Origin of the sequence: Aeropyrum camini SY1 = JCM 12091, from assembly GCF_000591035.1 — an archaeon.
GTDB classification, from domain to species: Archaea; Thermoproteota; Thermoprotei_A; order Sulfolobales; family Acidilobaceae; genus Aeropyrum; species Aeropyrum camini.
In genome coordinates, this window is sequence record NC_022521.1 from 1,399,233 (window position 1) to 1,417,184 (window position 17,952).

Here is a 17,952-nt window from a genome sequence, read left to right on the forward strand (position 1 = left end):
AAGCCTGGCTATAAAACAATTATGGCTCATGAAGGGGGCTCGGGCCGGGGGCCCGCCCTGCCGCCGAAACCGGCCCGTAATTCTGCGGGCTCTTGGATGGGCGGCAGTTTCTGCCCCGGCCTACACAATAGTGTTCAGAAGCCAGGTGTTCAACCCTTCTGGGGCGGTACGAGCCCACCCATGTCCTCGATCTCCTTAGACGCCTCCTCTATATCCTTGAAAGTGTCTATGCTCCTCCAGTAGAAAGGCGGTATTTCATACCTAGCCGCCACTAGCTTTCCATCGGAGGCCAGCTGAGGGAATGTTGTCTTCTCAATGTCGCCCTGCTGGGGGAGATACTTCACTATCTCCTTGCTGACGGCGTAGAGCCCCCCGTTTATCCAGTAGTCGTATATGAAGGGCTTCTCCCTGAACCCTGTGACATTGCCGTCGTCGAGCTTTAGAATACCGTAGGGGCTCCTGAGGGGTACTGCAGCTATCCCGGCCACAGCTTCCCTCTCCCTGACAAGCCTGACCAGGGGGTCGGGGTCTATGTTGGTGACTATGTCCCCGTTGACTACTAGGACGAGGTTTTCCTTCTCAATTATGTGTCTAGCGTTCCAGAGGGCCCCGGCGGTGCCCAGCGGCTTGTCCTCGACCACGTACGTTATCTTAACGCCGAACTTAGCCCCCGAACCCATCTCCTCTATAATCCTCTCCTTTAGGTAGCCTACGAGGAGGACGAACTCCTCAACGCCGTAGTATCGGAGCCACTCTATCTGGTGGACTAGGACAGGCTTCCCAGCCACCTCAAGCAGGGGCTTGGGCTTATGCTCTGTGAGAGGCCTTAGCCTTTTACCGTAGCCTCCGGCTAGAATCAGTGCCAACACTCGTATCAGCCCCAAAAGACAGGTATAAGCGACTACCCTTATAGATTAGGCCTTATCATCGCTGGGCGGGCTGGCTGCGAATCTGAGTGCACAGACCCTGCTGCCTACACTGGCGCTTTTGTGGGTGCCGAGCCAGCGGTAAAAAATCTTCACGGGCTCTTTATCTGCGCGTGAGGAGGAAGAGGCCTATGCCGCCTAATACGATAGCCGCTACAGCTGCTATAGCGAGGGTCATTGGGAAGCCTCCTTCCTCTCCGCCACCAGATGCGTCCTCTTCACCGGCTTCTTCTCCGCCCGTAGTTGTTATTTCTACGCCGCCTCCCCCTGTCTTGGTTGTTTGCCTAGGGGTCGAAGCCTCCGTCTTCGGTTCTGTTGTCCCCGTAATACCCGTCTGTCCTGTCTCTGTTGCTGTGGCCTCGCCTCCGCCGTCCGATGGCGCTTCTCCCCCGAGCGTCACTGATATTTTAACGGGCACACTTTCTATATCGACAGCGTACTTCTCCTCGGAAGCGTCTTCGAAAGCTATCGCCACAACCTTAGCCTCTACATTCTCTTCTGATATCTCACCTCTTAAGAGGCTCCTCTCAACTGCGCTCAGATCGGGCGAGTTGGAGGGGACTTTCCTTGTAAGCTTCATAGTGTAGATCCATTCACTCCAGTCCCCAGGATTAATGGGCTCCATCGAGATGACTCCCTCTATCGAACCAATGCCCCCGGGCAGGGTGGAGGATATCTCTAGCCTATACCCGTCTGCGAGATTGTCGTCGTATAGCGCTGATATGTCGGGGCCGATCATCGTATTCACAGCCTGCGAGGTCGCGAACTCCCCTGAGACGAACACCTCGATGGCCAGGCCCACGTGGTGGGCTCCTCTTGAAACCCCGCTCACTTCAACGGAATAGCTAATCTCCACCATACCGTCCTCTGTTGTTATAGCCTCAATCTTTATGCCCTCTATCCTTGTTATCTCCACGCTCACGCTGTTGCTGTTAGTCTGTAGGAGTGAATAGAAGGGCTCGTCCTCACTTGGCTCCTCGGTTTCTGTGTAGGTATAGGTGATGGGTATCCCCGTGTAGGTTGTTGTCCCGGTCTTCTCACCGCCACCTCCTATGCTGAAGTCCAGCTGGTCTTCGATAGTCTGGACGGGGCTCATTGTGGCGTCAAACACGCCTATAGCGAAGAAACCATAAACGTCTAGGGTGTCGGCGTTTGAAAGAATCTCGTCTATACCACTTGTAATTGTAGTGTCAAAAGTGAAGTTTAGGATGTAGGTATTATCGGACGCCTCAGGCGTGCTGGCCATGAAAGTGTATGAGCCACCTTCAAATTCTACCGTGGCTGCCGCCATTGTCTGCCTCCCAGCTCCCGGCATATACATGTCTGCTACACTGGCCTGGATACTCGCCCATCCATCCTCACCTTTAGACGCCTCTATCGTCAAGTCAAGAGTTACAAATATGAAAAGGTTCTCCCTCTCCTCCACGGGACCCGGCTCGGGTACAGAGCCTTCAGCTACTACCACTACCGTAAAATCGCCTGTGTCGGGATCGAGCTTTACAGATACTCTCTTCACGTCCCCGGAACTCGCGTCTAATATGTTCTCGGTGGCAAAGTAGTTTACATCTCCAGTAGGGTCCTCGAACGATAGCGAGGCAGGACTACCTACAGTTACAAGGCTTGAGAGAGGGGCGGGCAGGATTATTGCCAGGACACCAAGTAGTGCAACCAGCTTAAGAGATCCCCTCAAATCTGGTTCTCCGCAGCCTTTAAACGGCTACGCTGTAAGATGGCGCTAACATGCGTTAATATTTGTATATGCGCGGGAAATACATACTCCCTTTAAAATTACTGCTGCCAGTAACTACATCCTTATGCTCTGCAAACAACTCTAGCAGAACCGGGCGTTCACAGGGCAGGATCCTGTACGTCATAGAGATGAGCGGATCATACATGTAGGGCTGGAGAGGAGCCATGGCTCCCCATGAGCCCTGATCTTCATGCATTAGGGCTGAGCTTCAGAACGTATTCCCAAGACCTTCTCGATATATTTCGCGGTGAACCAGGCGTCGCTACCCCTGTAGGCGTCCACGATAACCCTCTTCGGCCCGGCTTCCCTGATGTAGTCTATGATCTCCCTGAATGTTGCATGGTCGCTGAAGGAAACGTTTATCATCCTATCTCCCGACCACGCGGCGGGGGCTCTCATCTCCCAGCCAGTCAGCCTGACGTGGACCCCGGGAAATCTCCTGATACTGTTGAGCCTTGTCATGTGGAGGAACACTACTGCCGAATAGTCTATTGGGCCTCCGGTGTAGATCTCCACCTCTCCTAGGTCTACCCCGTAGAACTCGCTGGCTATGAGGGAGAGCCTGTAAGTCTTCTCGTCGGCCACGAAAGGGTAGTCCACGCCCCTTAGCCGTAGCTGCGCCATGACCTCCTGGAGTTTACCGTTGTACCCGTATATCCACACTGGCCCTTCCCCCACGAACCTGTCTATTATCTCTATGAGAGCGGCTATGGCGTCCCACTCGCTCCACCTCCTCTGGAGTCTGGGGCTACCATACGTGGCGTCAACTACTAGGATGTCGAGGTCCTGGAGGGGTGGTGTACCGGGCATTTTGAAATCGCTCGTGTAGCCAAACCTGCCGTGGCCCGTCTCCACTAAGACCTGGGCGCTGCCTGCTATATGCCTTGCCTTGACTAGCGTCACCCTTTCACCGTCGAAATCCAGCGAGGCCCCGTAGGGGAGTTCGACCCTCCTCTCGGGAGGCACCCTCTTCCCCAGTACCTCGAGAAACCTAAAGGTGTATGGGGTGGCTATTATGAGAAGGCTCTCTCTCACGCTCCGTGAGAGCCCCTTCATGTGGTCTTCATGAGCATGTGTGACTATCCTAACGGGCCTTCTATGGTAGGCGTCGGCGGCAAAGCTGCAGCCTAGTAGTATTGCCCCCTTGCTGGTGACTCTGGCGCCGCAGCCTTCCAAGCCTTATCCCAGAGTTTAGCGCTGGCAGCCGCCTCTCTTTACAGATAACCCCACTTCACCTGGTGCTACCGTTTTAAACCCGGAGTTCTCGGCTATCCTAGCGAACTCGCTGACTAGTATAGCCTCTATGTCCTCCAGCGACAGTTTACCCCTGTTACTTGCCTCTTCGAGAAGCCTTCTCAACGCGCCCCCTACTTTTTTTGTGTAGGAGTTGAGTGCGAGATCCACGGCCTCGCGGGGGTCGACGCCGTTCCTAAGGCTAGCAAGCGTTCTTTCATACTCCCTCTCGGCGAGTATGGAGAGGGCCCTCATGACGGATCTCGAAGACTCTCTAGCCCTTCTCCTAGAGAGGGCATCCAGCAGGGCCTCCAGCTCCTCCTCTATTATCGCCTCGGCTGTGGGGAGCCAACGCAGCCTCTCCTCCATTATCCTCTTAGCCTCCTCCTCAACCTCGGGCATATGGAAAACCCTGCCCGCCACCTTCGGGGTAACCGGCGGGTTTGAGATGTCTACTATAACTCTGGGGCTCACGCTCCTCTCAATCCTCCCTCTCTCCAGAATATTGGTAGAGCCTGCTATGGCGACGAAGAGAGCGTCTAACTCTTTTAGAAGCTTCGCCAGCTCGTCAAGCGGTAGTACCAGGGATTCCACGCCCCTGCACTTGACAGCGACCTCCCAAGCCCTCTCGGGAGTCCTGTTAAACACCGCTACAACTCTCGGTCTCCACCTGGTGCACAATGCTCTGGCTATGCCTACGGAAGCCATGCCCGCCCCCACTATGCCAACTCTCGCCCCGTTAAGCCCACCTCCTAGGAGGCTGGCTGCTAGAGACACCGCCGCGCTGGAGTACCCCACTCCACCCGACGATATGCCCGTCTCGCTTCTAACCCTGGCCCCAGTCTTGAGAGCCCTGTGGAACACCTCGTCGAGCAGAGGCGTGGTGAACCCCTTCTCCCTAGACTTAAGCCAGGCTCTGCGCACCTGTCCTAGGACCTCGTGATCACCTATTATCTGAGACTCGAGGCCCGAGGCCACTCTGAAGAGGTGTCTGGCGGCATTGATACCTTGTAGCCTTACCAGGCCTTCTCCACCGGGGGAGGCTATGGTGGAGGCGAGGTCCTCCACTAGCCGGGATGGGCTGTCTAGATAGACCTCGAACCTGTTGCACGTTGCTATTATGATGGTGCCCCTCGATGCATAACCTATAGTGTCTAGGTGTTTCTCCCACTCTTTCTCAAGCCTGGCCACGTGCTCCCTGGAGGAGGTCTTAACGTTTACCCCTATCATGGCGAGCCTGTCTATCATTAAGAGCCACCTCCTGTTTTATGCCAGCCCTCCACAACCCGTGACAGCTCCTCTCCAAGACTGACGCCGATTCTCCTAGCCTCCTCGATCCTCCCCTCGGCTCTAGCCCAGTAGGCTCTGGCTCCGTCTGGCGAGAGGGCGGCGGCGGTCACCCTAACCATGCTCCCGCCCAGCGGCTCAGCATATGCGGCTACAGGGGTTCTACAGCCAGCACTCGCCCCCTCAAGCACACCCCTCTCAGCCCAGGCCACATGCCACCATGGGGGCTTGTCCAAATCTCGTAGCATCTTCTCGACCTCGCTCCCAACCCTGGCTACGACAGCCACGAACCCCTGGCCGGGCGCTGGGGGGAAGTAGCTCGGGTCTAGGGGCGTGTACTCTACGTCGACGCCTAGCCTTATGAGGCCCGCCTCCGAGGCAAGTATGGCGTCGTAGAGGCCCTCCCTAAGCTTCTTCAGCCTCGTGTCTAGGTTGCCCCTGAGGTTCTCCACCCTGATCCTCGGGTTGTAGTGGAGGGAGAGAGCCCTCCTCCTCGCGCTGGATGTGCCTATGGTTGAACCGGGCTCCAGGTCCTCGACCCTCCCAGGGCCTTGTCGTGATATGAGGGCATCTCTGGCGGACGGCCTGCTGGCTATGTAGACTATTTTGAGAGGGCCACCGTAACCGCTGGTTGGCATGTCCTTCAGGCTATGAACGGCAATGTCTGCAGCCCCAGACGCCACGGCCCTGTCGACCTCCCTCGTGAACACCCCTACGACTCCAATTGACTCCAGCGGCCTGTCGCTCCACACGTCGCCAGTGCTCTTCACCCTCACCACCTCCCAGTGCACCGAGACTCCCGCGTACCTGGAGAGCTCTTCCAGGGCCTGCTCTACCTGCAGGAGGCTGAGCCTACTCCCTCTCGCCGCCACCTTCACCCTCAAGACCCCAGCACCGTCTTGAGCGAGTTCCTGAGGACCTCAACCGCAATCTCTAGGGCCTCACTCTGGTGTGGGAGGCCCGTGAATACTGCCTCCAGGTTCGAGGGAGCTATAAATACGCCCCTCCTGAGCATCTCTTCGTGGAGCTTGACGTAGAGCTTCTGATCAGCCTTTCTCGCCTGGGCAGCGTTGGAAACCTCCTCGACTCCTATGAAAAGCTGCATCATGCTCTCCACCCTGTTTATAGTGTAGGGTAAGCCCGTCCTGTCGAGGACCTCGGATGCCGCCTCCTCGAGAGCTTTTGCCGCTTCCCTCGAAACACGGTAGACCGGCTCCTCCTCGAGAGCCTTCAGCGTGGCCAGCCCGGCAGCCATGGTTATGGGGTGCGCGTTGAACGTTCCCGCGTTGAACACCTTGCCCTGGGGTGTTAGGAGGCTCATCACCTCCCTAGACCCTGCCACAGCGCCGACCGGGAAGCCGCCGCCTATTATCTTGCCCAGAACAATTATGTCACCTTCAATGTTGAAGTAGCCTTGAGCCCCTTCGAGGCCGAGCCTGAACCCTGTAACCACCTCATCCAGGATCAGAAGCGCCCCACTTTCTCTGGAAAGCCTCTGGAGGGCCGTTAGGAATTCCCTGCGGGGAGGTATAACCCCAGCATTAGCTATAACAGGCTCTACTATGACTCCCGCTATCCTGTCTCCATAATCGGCGAAGACGCGTTCCAGAGCCTCGACATCGTTATACGGGGAGACAAGGGTTAGCCTGGCGACAGCCTCAGGCACCCCCGCGCTGGTAGGGACGCCGTAGTGTGCAGCCGCGCTCCCAGCTGCAACGAGAACAGCATCATGGCTGCCGTGGTAGCACCCGTCGAACTTCAGTATGAGGTCTCTCCCAGTGTACCCTCTAGCAAGCCTTATGGCTGTCATTGTGGCCTCTGTACCTGAATTGACGAACCTTATCATACCCCCCTTCTTAACATAGCCTAGTATCTTCTCTGCCAGGAGGACCTCGGCTTCGCCGGGCGCCCCGTACAGCCACCCCCGGGCCAGGGCCTCCTCTATCGCCTCTAAAACCCTGGGGTGCTTATGGCCTAGTATGAGGGGGCCGTAGGCTAGCACCAGGTCAACGATCCTGGCGCCGTCTACGGTGTACAAGTAAGCGCCCTCCCCCCTCTCAACGTAAAAGGGATAGGGCTTGACGGCAGCCCTAACCGGGCTATTGACGCTTCCCGGGAATAGCTCCTTAGCCCTCTCGAAGAGCATTCTACTCTTCTCGCCTGATGCCAACGCTTCCACCTCTCAGAGCCCCGATCCCAGGGTAGTGGGGGTCTAGAAGGGTGTCTTACTGCTCTTGAGGGCTTCGGCCGCCTCGAGGGCGTGGTACGTTATTACGGCGTCGGCTCCTGCCCTCGCTATGCTTGTGAGGACCTCCAGCATGAGGGTCTCATAGTCTACCAGCCCTTTCTCGGCGGCCGCTTTGAGCATGAGGTACTCGCCGCTAACGTTGTAAGCGGCGAGGGGGAGCCAGGGGATGCTCCTCTTAACCTCGCTTATAACGTCCAGGTAGCTGAGGGCGGGCTTCACCATGACGATGTCCGCACCTTCGACAGCGTCGAGGAGAACCTCCTTAACAGCCTCAAACCTATTCCTAGGGTCCATCTGGTAGCTCCTCCTATCACCGAAGCGCGGCGACGAGTCCATAACATCCCTAAAGGGCCCGTAGAAGCCGCTGGCGTACTTCGCGCTGTAACTCATGATACCAACTTCAGTGTAGCCAGCCTCGTCCAGCGCCCTCCTAATGGCGGCAACCTGGCCGTCCATCATGCCCGAGGGGGCTACAAAGTCGGCCCCTGCCTCGGCTAGGCTGACGGACACCCTACCATAAGCCTCTATAGACCTGTCATTCTCTATTAGAACCCCCCTGGGCGTCTCCCTGGGATAGCCGCAGTGGCCGTGGTCTGTGTAGCCGCAGAGGCAGACGTCCGCCATAACCACGGGCTTCCAACCCATCTCCCCCCTGATGAACCTTATAGCCCGCTGCACGGGCCCCCGGGGGCTCCAGGCCTCGGATCCTTCGAAGTTCCTCATACCCGGTGTGCCGAAGATGAGGAAGTTCCTTACGCCGAGGTCTAGCGCGCGGGAGACAAGCTCCACCAGCTCGCGCGACTCGGGCGGGTATTTGTAATGTCCTGGAAGCCCTCTCAGGGGCTTGGGAGACTTGAGGCCGTCCTCGACGAACAGGGGGAGTATAAACATTGAAGGGTCTAGCCTAGTTTCTGCAACCAGGCTTCTGACACCGGGGTGGATCCTCAGCCTTCTGGCTCTAACCCGGGGGAAGGAGAAGCCTGATGCGGCAAGCTCCCTGAGCCAGGCCTCGCTGCTCCTCTGCAACCCATCCACCCTCAGTCTACCCCGGGTGATGGGTTGGTTGCATCCGCTCATGATATCCGCTGGTGCTTATGGGGCTATAGCGCCAAATAACAGTATATATATGATATATATCGCGGATAGGTCCTCGAAACCGCCGCCAGAGCGGGGGCGGTAGAGTGATATAGCCCCCAAGCTGACACTGTTCCCCTAGGGTTATCAGCGTTGGAAGTTACTTTAAGCCAGGGCGAGTACAGGCTGTTAAGGCTCATGGCTGAGAGGGGGTTCAGGGAGGGTACGCTCGAGGAAGCCGCCAAGATACTCGGCGTCGACAAGAGCAGCCTGGCCAGCCTCTCAAACCTACTGGCAGAAAAGGGTGTAGTCGAGGTCAAGGAGAGGGTTGAGGAGCATTATGTATTAACCGAGAGGGGTAGGGATGCGTTAGAGCGGGGGCTGCCCGAGGAGAAGCTAGTCCTCTTCCTAGCAGGCAGGGGTGGGGAGGCTAGTGTTGAGGAGGTTAGGAGGGCTCTAGGAGAGGAGGCGGGCATAGCACTGGGCCAGGCCGCTAGGAAGGGGTTGGTGGTGATAGCCGGGGGTGTAGTGAGGCTGGCCGTAGATCAGGCCGAGGCTCTTAAGACGATAACTCCCCTGAAAAAACTATTAGAGAACGTTGCCTCAGGTTCTAAGCCCACAGACGGGGGTGAGCTGCTTAGAGAGGCTTTGAGCAGAGGTCTCATTAGAAGGGAGGCTAGGCGGAGCATAGTTCTGAGGGTGAAGGTAAACCCCGAGGAGGCCCTGGCCAGGGCGAGGGTTGAGGCCGCAGGTCTCACAAGGGATATGCTGAAGAGCGGCGAGTGGAGGCGGCTCAGGTTCAAGACGTACAACGTGAAGGCCGAGCCCCCGAGGGTTCTGCCGGCCCGCCGACACTTCTTAGCCGAGTTCATAGAGAGGTTAAGGGATATATTGAGGGAGCTTGGCTTCAGAGAGGTCCGCGGCCCCCTTGTCGAGCTGGAGCTATTCAACTTCGACGTGCTATTCCAGGCCCAGGACCACCCGGCCAGGGAGATACACGACAGTCTCTGGATAAAAAGCCCCAGGCGGGGTGACCTCTCAGGCTACTCGGACCTGGTGGAGAGGGTGGCGTCTGTCCACGAGAGAGGCTGGAAGTACAGGTGGAGCTCCGAAGTTGCCTCACGCTACATACTCAGAAGCCAGACCACGGCAGTATCCGCAAGGATACTAGCGACAAGGCCCAACCCGCCCGCCAGGTTCTTTACAGTGGGGAAGGTTTTCAGGAGCGACGCCGTAGGGCCCACGAGGCTCCCAGAGTTCCACCAGCTCGACGGGATAGAGGGGGATGAGGGCTACACTTTCAGGGACCTCCTTGGCAGGCTCGACGAGATAGCCTCGATGCTTGGTCTCAAGCTGAAGTTCAAGCCAGCCTACTTCCCCTTCACCGAGCCCAGCGTAGAGGGCTATGTGAGACTCCCTAACGGGAGGTGGCTGGAGCTATTCGGGGCTGGAATGTTCAGGCCCGAGGTCCTGGAGGCGGTCGGCGTCGACTACCCCGTGGGGGCCTGGGGCTTTGGTATTGAGAGGCTGGCGATGGCTTTCTACGGGGTGAGCGATATACGCAAACTCTACACTAGAGACGTCGACGAGGTTAGAGGTATGAGGGTGAGGTGGTTCTAGGGTGCCGGTGATCAGGGTTAGGAAGGAGAGGCTGGAGGACCTCACAGGCCTTGGCTTAGGGGAGCTGGAGGAGCTCCTCTTTAGACTGAAGTGTGAGGTCGAGCAGCCGGAGGAGGGCGTGCTGGAGGTGGAGGTCAATCCTGACAGGCCCGACATGTTCATAGGAGAGGGTATAGCGAGGGCGGTCAAGGGTATCGCGGGGCTCGAGGAGGGCTGGAGGCCGCCGGAGGTTGTCGAGGCCCCGGTCCTCCTGAGGGTTGAGAGGGTGCCGCAGAGGCCCTATATAGGGGCCGCAGTTGTGTACGGGGTTAGCGTCGACGAGCTATTCCTCGAGGAGCTCATACAGTTCCAGGAGAAGCTGCACGACTCTCTGGGGAGGAGGAGGGCCAAGATAGCAATAGGCTTCCACGACCTGGCGAAGCTCCCCTCAAACATTGTGGAGTACAAGCTCCTACCCATAGACACTCGGATGAAACCCCTAGGCTACGGAGGCTCCGAGATGAGCTTCAGGGAGTTCCTACTAGTAGACGAGAAGGGGAACCTCTACGGCGGCCTAGCGGCGAAAGACGACAGCCACCCCTTCCTCCTCTCCGGAGGCGAGGTCATAGCAGCCCCTCCAGTTATAAACAGTGAGATAACCCGCGTCGAGCCCGGTACTAGAGACCTCTTCATAGACGTCACAGGAACGTCGGCAGAGCTCGTCGCGAAGACCCTAGACATAATAGTAACCAGCCTCGCCGAGAGGAGGGGCGCCAGGGTTGGCATGGTAAGGCTAGAGGGGTCTAGTACAGCCTGGGGTTCAACACCCCTGCTATCAGAGGCTAAACGGACTCTAGACCCGCGGTCGGTCTCCAAGCTCCTCGGGGTTAAGGTGTCGCCCGAGGATGCAGCCCTCCACCTCAGGAGGATGAGGCACAACGCGACGCCCAAGGGGGGTGTCGTAGAGGTTAGGGTGCCCCCCTTCAGGGCTGACATTCTAGGCGAGGTCGACCTGGCCGAGGATATAGCGATCTCCATAGGCTACGAGGCACTAGGTCGCCGGTGGCCTGGCAAGTTCCACGGCGGCAGCCTCAGGTGGGAGACCCAGGTTTACAGGGCCGTCAAGGACCTGCTCGTCGGCCTTGGCTTCACAGAGGTGGTGCAGCTGGTGCTGACTAGCCCGAGGCTTGTCGAGGCCGCTGGCTTCTCCGGCATTGCAGTCGAGGTGCTAAACCCTGTCCAGCAGGAGTACAGCGTCCTGAGGCCCACACTATTGATAACCCTGCTTCAAACCCTTAGGGAGAACCAGCATAGGCGGAAGCCGGTGAAGGTTTTCGAGGCTGGCAGTACTGTCTACCTTGAGGATGGGGAGCCGCGTGACGAGGAGAGGCTCGCCCTGGGCGTTCTAGACGAGGAGGCTGGTTTCGAGGACGTGCAGGCCCCTGTTTACGCTGTTCTGAGGATCATCGGCGTCGAGTTCGAGGTCGGAGAGGCGAGCCACCCAATGTTCATGGAGGGGAGGGCCGCCGTTATCAGGGTCGGCGGCGAGACGCTGGGGTATATAGGAGAGGTTAAGCCCGAGGTCCTCGAAGCCTTCGGCCTGGAGTATCCTGTGGCCGCGGCTGAGATCTCGCTAGAGGTGCTGGCTAGATGGACGTCCAGGACCTGAAGCCGCCCAAGCCCCTCTACCTGGAGAGGGTCGGCTTCCGGGGGGTTAGGAGGAGGACATTGCTGGAGACTCCTGAGGGGCCTATAACGCTTGACCTAGAGCTAGACGTGTATGTAGACCTGGACAGGAGCAAACGGGGGGTCCACCTCTCAAGGAACATCGAGGCTGTGGAGGCGGTAGTCTCGGAGAGGAGGGCGAGGAGTATAGAGGGGCTGCTGAGGGCCATAGCCAAAGAGCTGCTCTCAAGGCACGGCTACGCTGAGAAGGCCACTGTAAGGGCGAGGACGCGGTACTACATAGACCTCGAAGCCGCGGGTATTAAGGGGCGCGAGCCCGTGGGCGTGGCGGTCACAGTCTCCCTAACCAGGTCTGGTGTAGAGAGGTGGCGGGTCGCCGTTTCCGTGAGGGGGATGACAGTCTGCCCCAGCGCCCAGACAACTATAGCGGAGGAAGAGGGGATCAGAGACCCCTCGAAAGCCCCGAGCCACAGCCAGAAGGTTCTCCTGAAGGGCACGGTAGACACCGAGAAGGTTATGGTCAGGATAGAGGACCTCGCGAGAGCCCTCCTCCTAAGCTTCTCGGCACCCACGTTCACACTACTAAAGAAGCCGCAGGAGGCTAGGCTGATCCTCGAGGCGTTCACAAGACCTATGTTCGTGGAGGACGTTGTCCGGGAGGCGGCCTGGAGGATAGCGGCGATCCCCTACATACCCGGCGATGCGCTGCTGCAGGTTGAGGCCGTTAGCCTGGAGAGCATCCATCCGCACGACCTAGTGGCCATGCTTAGGAGCAGGGTTTCCGAGGTGAGGAGCCTCGAGCCGGAGCGCAGCTAGCTGGAGGTGTCCTGGCGATCTGGAGAGGGAGGTGTACTCCAAGCCCTGGTACTGGGGTTGCCGCGGCATTGCCTGCAGCGACGCGGGAGGAGGCTTCACCATTATCACCGGTGTGGAGTGCGACGAGCCACTGGCGGCTATAGCGCACCGCGGTAGGGTCGACGCAGAGTCTGGGAGAGAGGTTATGGAGGCCCTCCTTCGGGGGGGCGCGGGCCTTGACGTCGAGTGTATACACCCCATCGTATCTGTCGAGGAGGTCTCGCTGGAGAGCGCTGGCCCGAGGAGCATGTCGTACCGGCTCCTCTCCAGACCCTACGGCCTGCTCCTGGCCAAGGTTTACAGGAGGCCCCCGCCTGTTGACAGGGAGTGGCTTCTCCTCAGAACCCTGGCGCGATACGGCCTACCCCTAGCGCCCCGCCCCCTCTGCAGGGCGTCCCTAGAGGGGAGGCCGTACATGGTTATACACGAGTATGTGGAGGGGGTGCCCGCGGCCACCCTGTTTATCGAAGCCGCTAAGCAGAGCCTTAAAACCGGGGTGGCCGCAGTCCCCTCAGAAGCCGGCTCCCTCGGGGTCGCCGTGGCCGCGATCCACGCCAACCTGGCCTCATGCAGGGAATCTTGGTGCAAACCTGAGGAGCCCGCGGAGGCTCTTGTTGAGAGGTGGAAAAGGAGGCTGGCGTCGAGGGCCGCAATGATAGAGGACCTCGCCAGTGGACTCCCGGCTGAGGAGGCCCGTATCATCGCCGAGGCCGCCTCCGCCCTGCGACAGCTGTATAGGCGTGAGTGGAGGGGACTCAGAGGCGGTGTGGCCATGCAGATCCACGGAGACCTTCACCTATACCAGGTGCTCGTTTCTAGAAGCGGTAGGATAGTGGTTACCGACTTCGAGGGCGAGCCTTCGAGGCAGCCTGCAGGGGCTATGGAGAAGGAGCACCCTGAGAGGGATCTAGCGGCGCTTCTGAGGAGCCTGGACTACGCCAGCGTACTCGCGGCCCAGGCTCTCGAGGGGAAGACTGTGGATGCAGCTATAGAGAAGGCTAGGGGGGAGCTGGGAGGCTGGGTTGAGGCTAGCTACCGGGTTATCGAGGCCAGCTACATAGACGCACTATCCAGGGCTGGGTTCCCCGGTGAAGTAGCAAGGGAGAGGCTTGCCTTCTGGCTGGTGGAGAGGGCGAGCTACGAGACGGTTTATGAGCTGAAGTACAGGACAGGCTATCATCTGATACCCGCCACCGCGCTGCTAGAGGCTGTGGAGGGCGGCATGGATTGGCTGGAGCGATAGTCCCCCGCTCCGTTTACAAGGACCTCGTCCCCCAAGGCACTAGGAGGGTCTCTGTAGCGACTCTAGGCGGGATGGAGAACTTCGACCTTGACTACTACAGGGTTGATCTCAAGGGGCTCATAGTGCACAAGCCCCCCACACCCGACGCAGAGCTGATAAGAGGTGACGTCAGGCTTGAGATCGCCCCTAGACCGTGGATAGAGATGTGTAGGTGGCACAGCGGCCCTCTGGATAGGCGAGACAACCCCCTAACCAGGATATACTGCACCACCCCGGCCCAGGGCTTCTGCAGGCAGCATAGGAGGAGTGAGAGGGCTCTCTACGACGAGTGCTTTGGTTCACATGGAGATAGGGGTTTATGGGCGTGTAAGGCTCTAGACGCTGCTGTGCAGGCGGAATACGCGGTCTACCTGGCAGCCTTCTACAGCCCCTCAGCCCCAGTGAAAGTCGGGGTCACCAGGAGGTTCAGGATCCTGGAGAGGCTTGCGGAGCAGCCCCACATAGCAGCGACCACGGTAGCCGTCCTCGACAGCGCCTACAGGGCTAGGATCCTAGAGATAGAGATAAGCAGGAGAGGGATAGCAAGGCAGACCACCAGGAAGACGAGAGTAGCCAGGTACCTGAGGAGGATGGAGCCACTAATAGCCCTCAGGAGGGCGGCTGAGGAGGCTTCAAGCCTCGCCAGCGTAACCTGGAGCGGGAAGCTGTTCGCCGTTGAGCCGCCGCCGGGCATTTCAGACCCAATACAGCCTAGGCCAAGGCTGAAATTCACAGTCGCAGGCTACTGGGGAGGCCTCCTAGGCCTCCGCGCCGGGGGGGATATACTGTGGGTGAGGTCGGGCGACGTGATGCACAAGACAAGCCTTGCATACGCGGAGGCCTAGGAGGAGCGCGGGCGGTTCAAGGGGCCGACTACTCCTCCTTCTCGAGGGCCTTGGACAACACCAGGGATCTGGCCAGGCTTACAGAGGCTGATAGCAGAGCCAGGCCTATAAGAGCGGCGAGAAGGCTAGCCGCAACCCTAGGCTCCTCGAGAGTTATGAGGCTGAGGGCGTTGCCGAAGAAGTACAGCGACAAGGCTCCGAACAGTACCGCGAGGGCGACGGCAACTATCTCCGGGAGCCTACCCCTAAGCCTGCTGGACAACCCTCAGCCATCCCCTAACCGAACCCTGGTCGGATTATGGGTAAATATGTTAGTCGCCTGCTGCGCAGCGGGTGGAGGGCGTCAGCCAGGGGTTCGGGCCTCACCAAGGCTCCAGCACCCCTTCGCCGTGTGGGAGCTGGAGCCCCTCGGTAGCGGCAGACGTCATCAAAGCCCTCCCGAGAGTAAGCTTTACACCTCTACACAGTTATAGATGCCTGGGGCTTTTTGTTCCAGCTGGCCGCGCCTCCTTTAGCCTCTGGAGGCGAGGCTTACCAGGTATGATATGAACTGTGCTGCGATGGAGGGCAGTATGATGAAGCCAAGTATTATGCCGTAGAGGGGGCTGGCGTCGAACTCAACAGCCACTCTAGCACCCTCGGCGCTGTATTCCATGTCAACAACCCCATCCCCTACCACTGCCATGGTGAGTATAAAGCCCAACAGTAGGGCTGAGGACCTGAACACAGGCTCCAGCACAGTACCTTTCAACCCCCTAGCCGCGATTACGAGGAGGTAGATGGCGAGCACTAGAGTACCGGCCCCGCTGAGACCCACTCCCCCCTGTGGGATGGCTATGATGCTGGGCAGCAAGACTCCGAATACTAACACTACCAATGTCAGGTCCAGGAGCCCCAGGAACGCAGCCCTGGCGAACCTAAATAGCCAGGTCAGAGCTTCATCCCTAGCCATGGAGCCCGGCCCCCACGCCCTCGACCCCCATGTCAATCTCTAGCCTGTAGAGACCGGCGATCCTCGCCTCGAACACAATATCCTCCACCTTCTGCGCAGCCTCCCGGGGGATCTCGACCTCAACATACCCCCCGCCCGCGAGGTCCACAGGCCCTCCCTGGTAGGCCTCTCCGCCCGCCGTTATTATGAGTCTCGCGCCGGAGAGCTCAATGGAGCCGGTGTAGGCCAGCCTGACCACCACTACATCTCCTCTCTCATATGTCTCAAGCTGGAAACCCCCCTCCCTGACGCTGGAGGCGAAGTCGTATAGTGGGGCAGCCGCTAATGCGGTTAGCAGCAGACCGGAGGCTATTATAAATAGCTCGAGGATCCTCAACCTTCAGACACCCGCCGAACACTCTTCCAAGATCATCTACGGCTGTCTAAGGTAGAAGCCTGCTACCCCCGCTCCTTTGGGCAGCCTCGGAAAAGGTCGACACCCCTGGAGAGGACCACCGAGCCAGCTGCCAGCGCGATGGCTAGGAAAGCTACTTTTACCAGCATATCTATCAGTATGCTACTGTTAACGGTTATAGCCTCAGCTATACTGGCTGCAGGCTCCACCTCGACTCTGAATGTATTGTAGGCGTCGTATGCTGTATAGAAGACGAAGCCGACCATTCCGAGACCTAGTATTATGAGGAAGGCTCCCACGCTGATGGAGGCAACTCCACCGAGCAAAACTGCGTCCACCACGGATTGATAATGTGACGAGGCGTTGTTGAAAAAGGTTTGAGCCTCGAAGAAGGCTTTACGCGGGTTTGGGGCTCTTGCGACTTACTACCCTAATCCTCTTTAGACGCAGGTATATCTTCGGGTTCATAGTCCTCGAGGGCGCCGTCCAGGTACTCTCTATAGCCTTGCAGGTCCAGGAGTCCATGGCCGCTGAGGTTGAAGGCTATGACAACCCTCCTACCCTCCTCCCTCGCCTTTACAGCCTCGTCCATAGCCGCCTTGACTGCGTGGGCGCTTTCCGGTGCGGGCACTATACCCTCGGCCCTTGTAAACATGTGTGCAGCCCTGAACACCTCAGTCTGGTGGTAAGCCCTTGCCTCCACAATGCCGTGCTTAAGGAGAACGCTGAGGGTCGGAGCAACGCCATGGTACCTAAGGCCGCCAGCGTGTATCGGGGGCACCTGGTATGTGTGGCCCAGCGTGTGCATCTTCAAAAGGGGGGTGAGGCCAGCGGTGTCCCCATAGTCATAAGTGTAGACTCCTCTTGTCATGCTAGGGCTGGCCTTAGGCTCTATTGCTATGAACCTTGTAGAACTCGAGCCCTTTAGCCTGTGCCTTATGAACGGGTAGGTGAAGCCGGCGAAGTTGCTGCCCCCGCCTACTGCACCGATCATTATGTCGGGGTAGACCCCCGCCTCTCTGAACTGTTTCTCCGCCTCAAGCCCTATAACGGTCTGGTGGAGGAGCACGTGGTTGAGCACGCTGCCCAGGCTGTACCTAGCGTTCCCCCCACTCTTAAGCACATCCTCTATAGCCTCGCTGATAGCTATACCTAGGCTGCCGGGGTGGTTGGGGTTCTCGGCCAGAAGCTTCCTACCAAACTCCGTCTTATCGCTAGGGCTGGGATACACCTCGGCTCCGTAGAGCTCCATGAGCGTCCTCCTATATGGCTTCTGCTGGTAGCTCACCCTCACCATGTACACCCTAACCTTTACGCCGAAGTAGGCGCCGGCTGCTGAGAGGGCCGACCCCCACTGGCCGGCTCCGGTCTCGGTTACAAGCCTCTCAACACCCTCAAGCTTATTGTAGTATGCCTGTGCCAGGGCAGTGTTTATCTTGTGGCTACCAGTAGGGGTCACCCCCTCATACTTATAGTAGATTTCCGCTGGGGTGTTAAGCATCCTCTCCAGGTTTACAGCTCTTAGGAGGGGCGTAGGCCTCCTGGCGAACGCTATTTAGGCTTCGCGGACTGCGGCTGGTATAGGTATGTATCTCTCGCCGCTGACCTCCTGCTCTATCAGCGCCTTCGGGAAGAGGGCTGTCAGGGCTGAGGGGTCTACAGGCTCTCCCGTCTTGGGGTTTAGAGGCGGAGGAACAGCCTCTGGTAGGTCAGGGAGGATGTTGTACCAGGAGGTGGGGACCTCCTCCACGGAGAGGTCGAACCTGAACCTCGCTAAATCCATTGGCGCGACATCAGCCTCGACCGGGTTTAAGGATTCTT

At 58.5% G+C, this 17,952-nt stretch carries 16 protein-coding genes and 1 pseudogene; 5 read left to right on the forward strand and 12 right to left on the reverse strand.

Going from position 1 to position 17,952, the window contains the following annotated elements:
• Positions 1-149: 149 nt before the first annotated feature.
• The 7 genes from ACAM_RS07295 to hemB all read right to left on the reverse strand — a co-directional run bounded on the left by ACAM_RS07295 (position 150) and on the right by hemB (position 8,470).
• A complete protein-coding gene (locus tag ACAM_RS07295) occupies positions 150-869 on the reverse strand; it encodes a nucleotidyltransferase family protein (RefSeq protein WP_062661742.1) in 720 nt (239 codons plus the stop codon).
• Between the two features lie 160 nt (positions 870-1,029).
• A complete protein-coding gene (locus ACAM_RS07300) occupies positions 1,030-2,616 on the reverse strand; it encodes a hypothetical protein (protein WP_022542173.1) in 1,587 nt (528 codons plus the stop codon).
• A gap of 255 nt (positions 2,617-2,871) precedes the next feature.
• On the reverse strand, positions 2,872-3,852 hold the full coding sequence (locus ACAM_RS07305; protein WP_022542175.1) for an MBL fold metallo-hydrolase: 981 nt from the start codon (positions 3,850-3,852) through the stop codon (positions 2,872-2,874).
• A gap of 15 nt (positions 3,853-3,867) precedes the next feature.
• Positions 3,868-5,157: a glutamyl-tRNA reductase gene (locus ACAM_RS07310; RefSeq protein ID WP_022542176.1), complete on the reverse strand. Its 1,290-nt coding sequence runs from the start codon at positions 5,155-5,157 to the stop codon at positions 3,868-3,870.
• A complete protein-coding gene (gene hemC, locus ACAM_RS07315; RefSeq protein WP_232502344.1) occupies positions 5,157-6,074 on the reverse strand; it encodes a hydroxymethylbilane synthase in 918 nt (305 codons plus the stop codon). Before hemC ends, ACAM_RS07310 begins: the two co-directional genes overlap by 1 nt.
• 2 nt (positions 6,075-6,076) lie before the next feature.
• Positions 6,077-7,366, reverse strand: a complete 1,290-nt coding sequence (gene hemL, locus ACAM_RS07320; protein ID WP_082398200.1) for a glutamate-1-semialdehyde 2,1-aminomutase — start codon at positions 7,364-7,366, stop codon at positions 6,077-6,079.
• 42 nt (positions 7,367-7,408) lie between these two features.
• Entirely contained in the window at positions 7,409-8,470 is a 1,062-nt protein-coding gene (hemB, locus tag ACAM_RS07325; protein ID WP_022542179.1) for a porphobilinogen synthase, read from the reverse strand.
• Between the two features lie 201 nt (positions 8,471-8,671).
• Between hemB and pheS the strand changes: the two genes are divergently transcribed.
• From pheS to ACAM_RS07350, 5 genes are read left to right on the forward strand one after another with little or no spacing between them, the layout of a single operon-like run.
• The gene (gene pheS, locus ACAM_RS07330) at positions 8,672-10,138 is read left to right on the forward strand and encodes a phenylalanine--tRNA ligase subunit alpha (protein WP_022542180.1); all 1,467 of its coding nucleotides are present in this window, start codon (positions 8,672-8,674) and stop codon (positions 10,136-10,138) included.
• A 1-nt stretch (position 10,139) separates the two neighbouring features.
• Complete coding sequence (gene pheT / locus ACAM_RS07335; protein ID WP_022542181.1) at positions 10,140-11,786, forward strand: phenylalanine--tRNA ligase subunit beta; 1,647 nt, start codon at positions 10,140-10,142, stop codon at positions 11,784-11,786.
• A complete protein-coding gene (gene mptA, locus ACAM_RS07340; RefSeq protein ID WP_022542182.1) occupies positions 11,768-12,619 on the forward strand; it encodes a GTP cyclohydrolase MptA in 852 nt (283 codons plus the stop codon). Before pheT ends, mptA begins: the two co-directional genes overlap by 19 nt.
• 31 nt (positions 12,620-12,650) lie before the next feature.
• Positions 12,651-13,901, forward strand: a complete 1,251-nt coding sequence (locus ACAM_RS07345) for a phosphotransferase (protein WP_022542183.1) — start codon at positions 12,651-12,653, stop codon at positions 13,899-13,901.
• A complete protein-coding gene (locus ACAM_RS07350) occupies positions 13,886-14,785 on the forward strand; it encodes a DUF2797 domain-containing protein (protein WP_022542184.1) in 900 nt (299 codons plus the stop codon). The genes ACAM_RS07345 and ACAM_RS07350 overlap by 16 nt, the downstream gene beginning before the upstream one ends.
• 28 nt (positions 14,786-14,813) lie before the next feature.
• On the opposite strand, the gene ACAM_RS07355 is transcribed toward ACAM_RS07350, so the two are convergent.
• The 5 genes and pseudogenes from ACAM_RS07355 to ACAM_RS07375 all read right to left on the reverse strand — a co-directional run bounded on the left by ACAM_RS07355 (position 14,814) and on the right by ACAM_RS07375 (position 17,914).
• Complete coding sequence (locus tag ACAM_RS07355; protein ID WP_022542185.1) at positions 14,814-15,047, reverse strand: hypothetical protein; 234 nt, start codon at positions 15,045-15,047, stop codon at positions 14,814-14,816.
• 249 nt (positions 15,048-15,296) lie between these two features.
• Positions 15,297-15,737, reverse strand: coding sequence for a hypothetical protein (locus tag ACAM_RS07360; protein WP_022542186.1), 441 nt, complete (start codon positions 15,735-15,737; stop codon positions 15,297-15,299).
• Positions 15,730-16,113 (reverse strand): hypothetical protein, encoded by a 384-nt coding sequence (locus ACAM_RS07365; RefSeq protein ID WP_022542187.1) that lies wholly within the window; start codon positions 16,111-16,113, stop codon positions 15,730-15,732. The genes ACAM_RS07360 and ACAM_RS07365 overlap by 8 nt, the downstream gene beginning before the upstream one ends.
• Positions 16,114-16,175: 62 nt before the next feature.
• Positions 16,176-16,457, reverse strand: a complete 282-nt coding sequence (locus ACAM_RS07370; protein ID WP_022542188.1) for a hypothetical protein — start codon at positions 16,455-16,457, stop codon at positions 16,176-16,178.
• Between the two features lie 104 nt (positions 16,458-16,561).
• Positions 16,562-17,914: pseudogene (locus tag ACAM_RS07375) on the reverse strand (TrpB-like pyridoxal phosphate-dependent enzyme).
• Positions 17,915-17,952: the final 38 nt, after the last annotated feature.

Bases quoted from the DNA above. Each gene is read 5' to 3' on its own strand.
- ACAM_RS07360 (WP_022542186.1), bottom strand. From the start codon at position 15,737: ATGGCTAGGGATGAAGCTCTGACCTGGCTATTTAGGTTCGCCAGGGCT.
- ACAM_RS07310 (WP_022542176.1), bottom strand. From the start codon at position 5,157: ATGATAGACAGGCTCGCCATGATAGGGGTAAACGTTAAGACCTCCTCC.
- mptA (WP_022542182.1), top strand. From the start codon at position 11,768: ATGGACGTCCAGGACCTGAAGCCGCCCAAGCCCCTCTACCTGGAGAGG.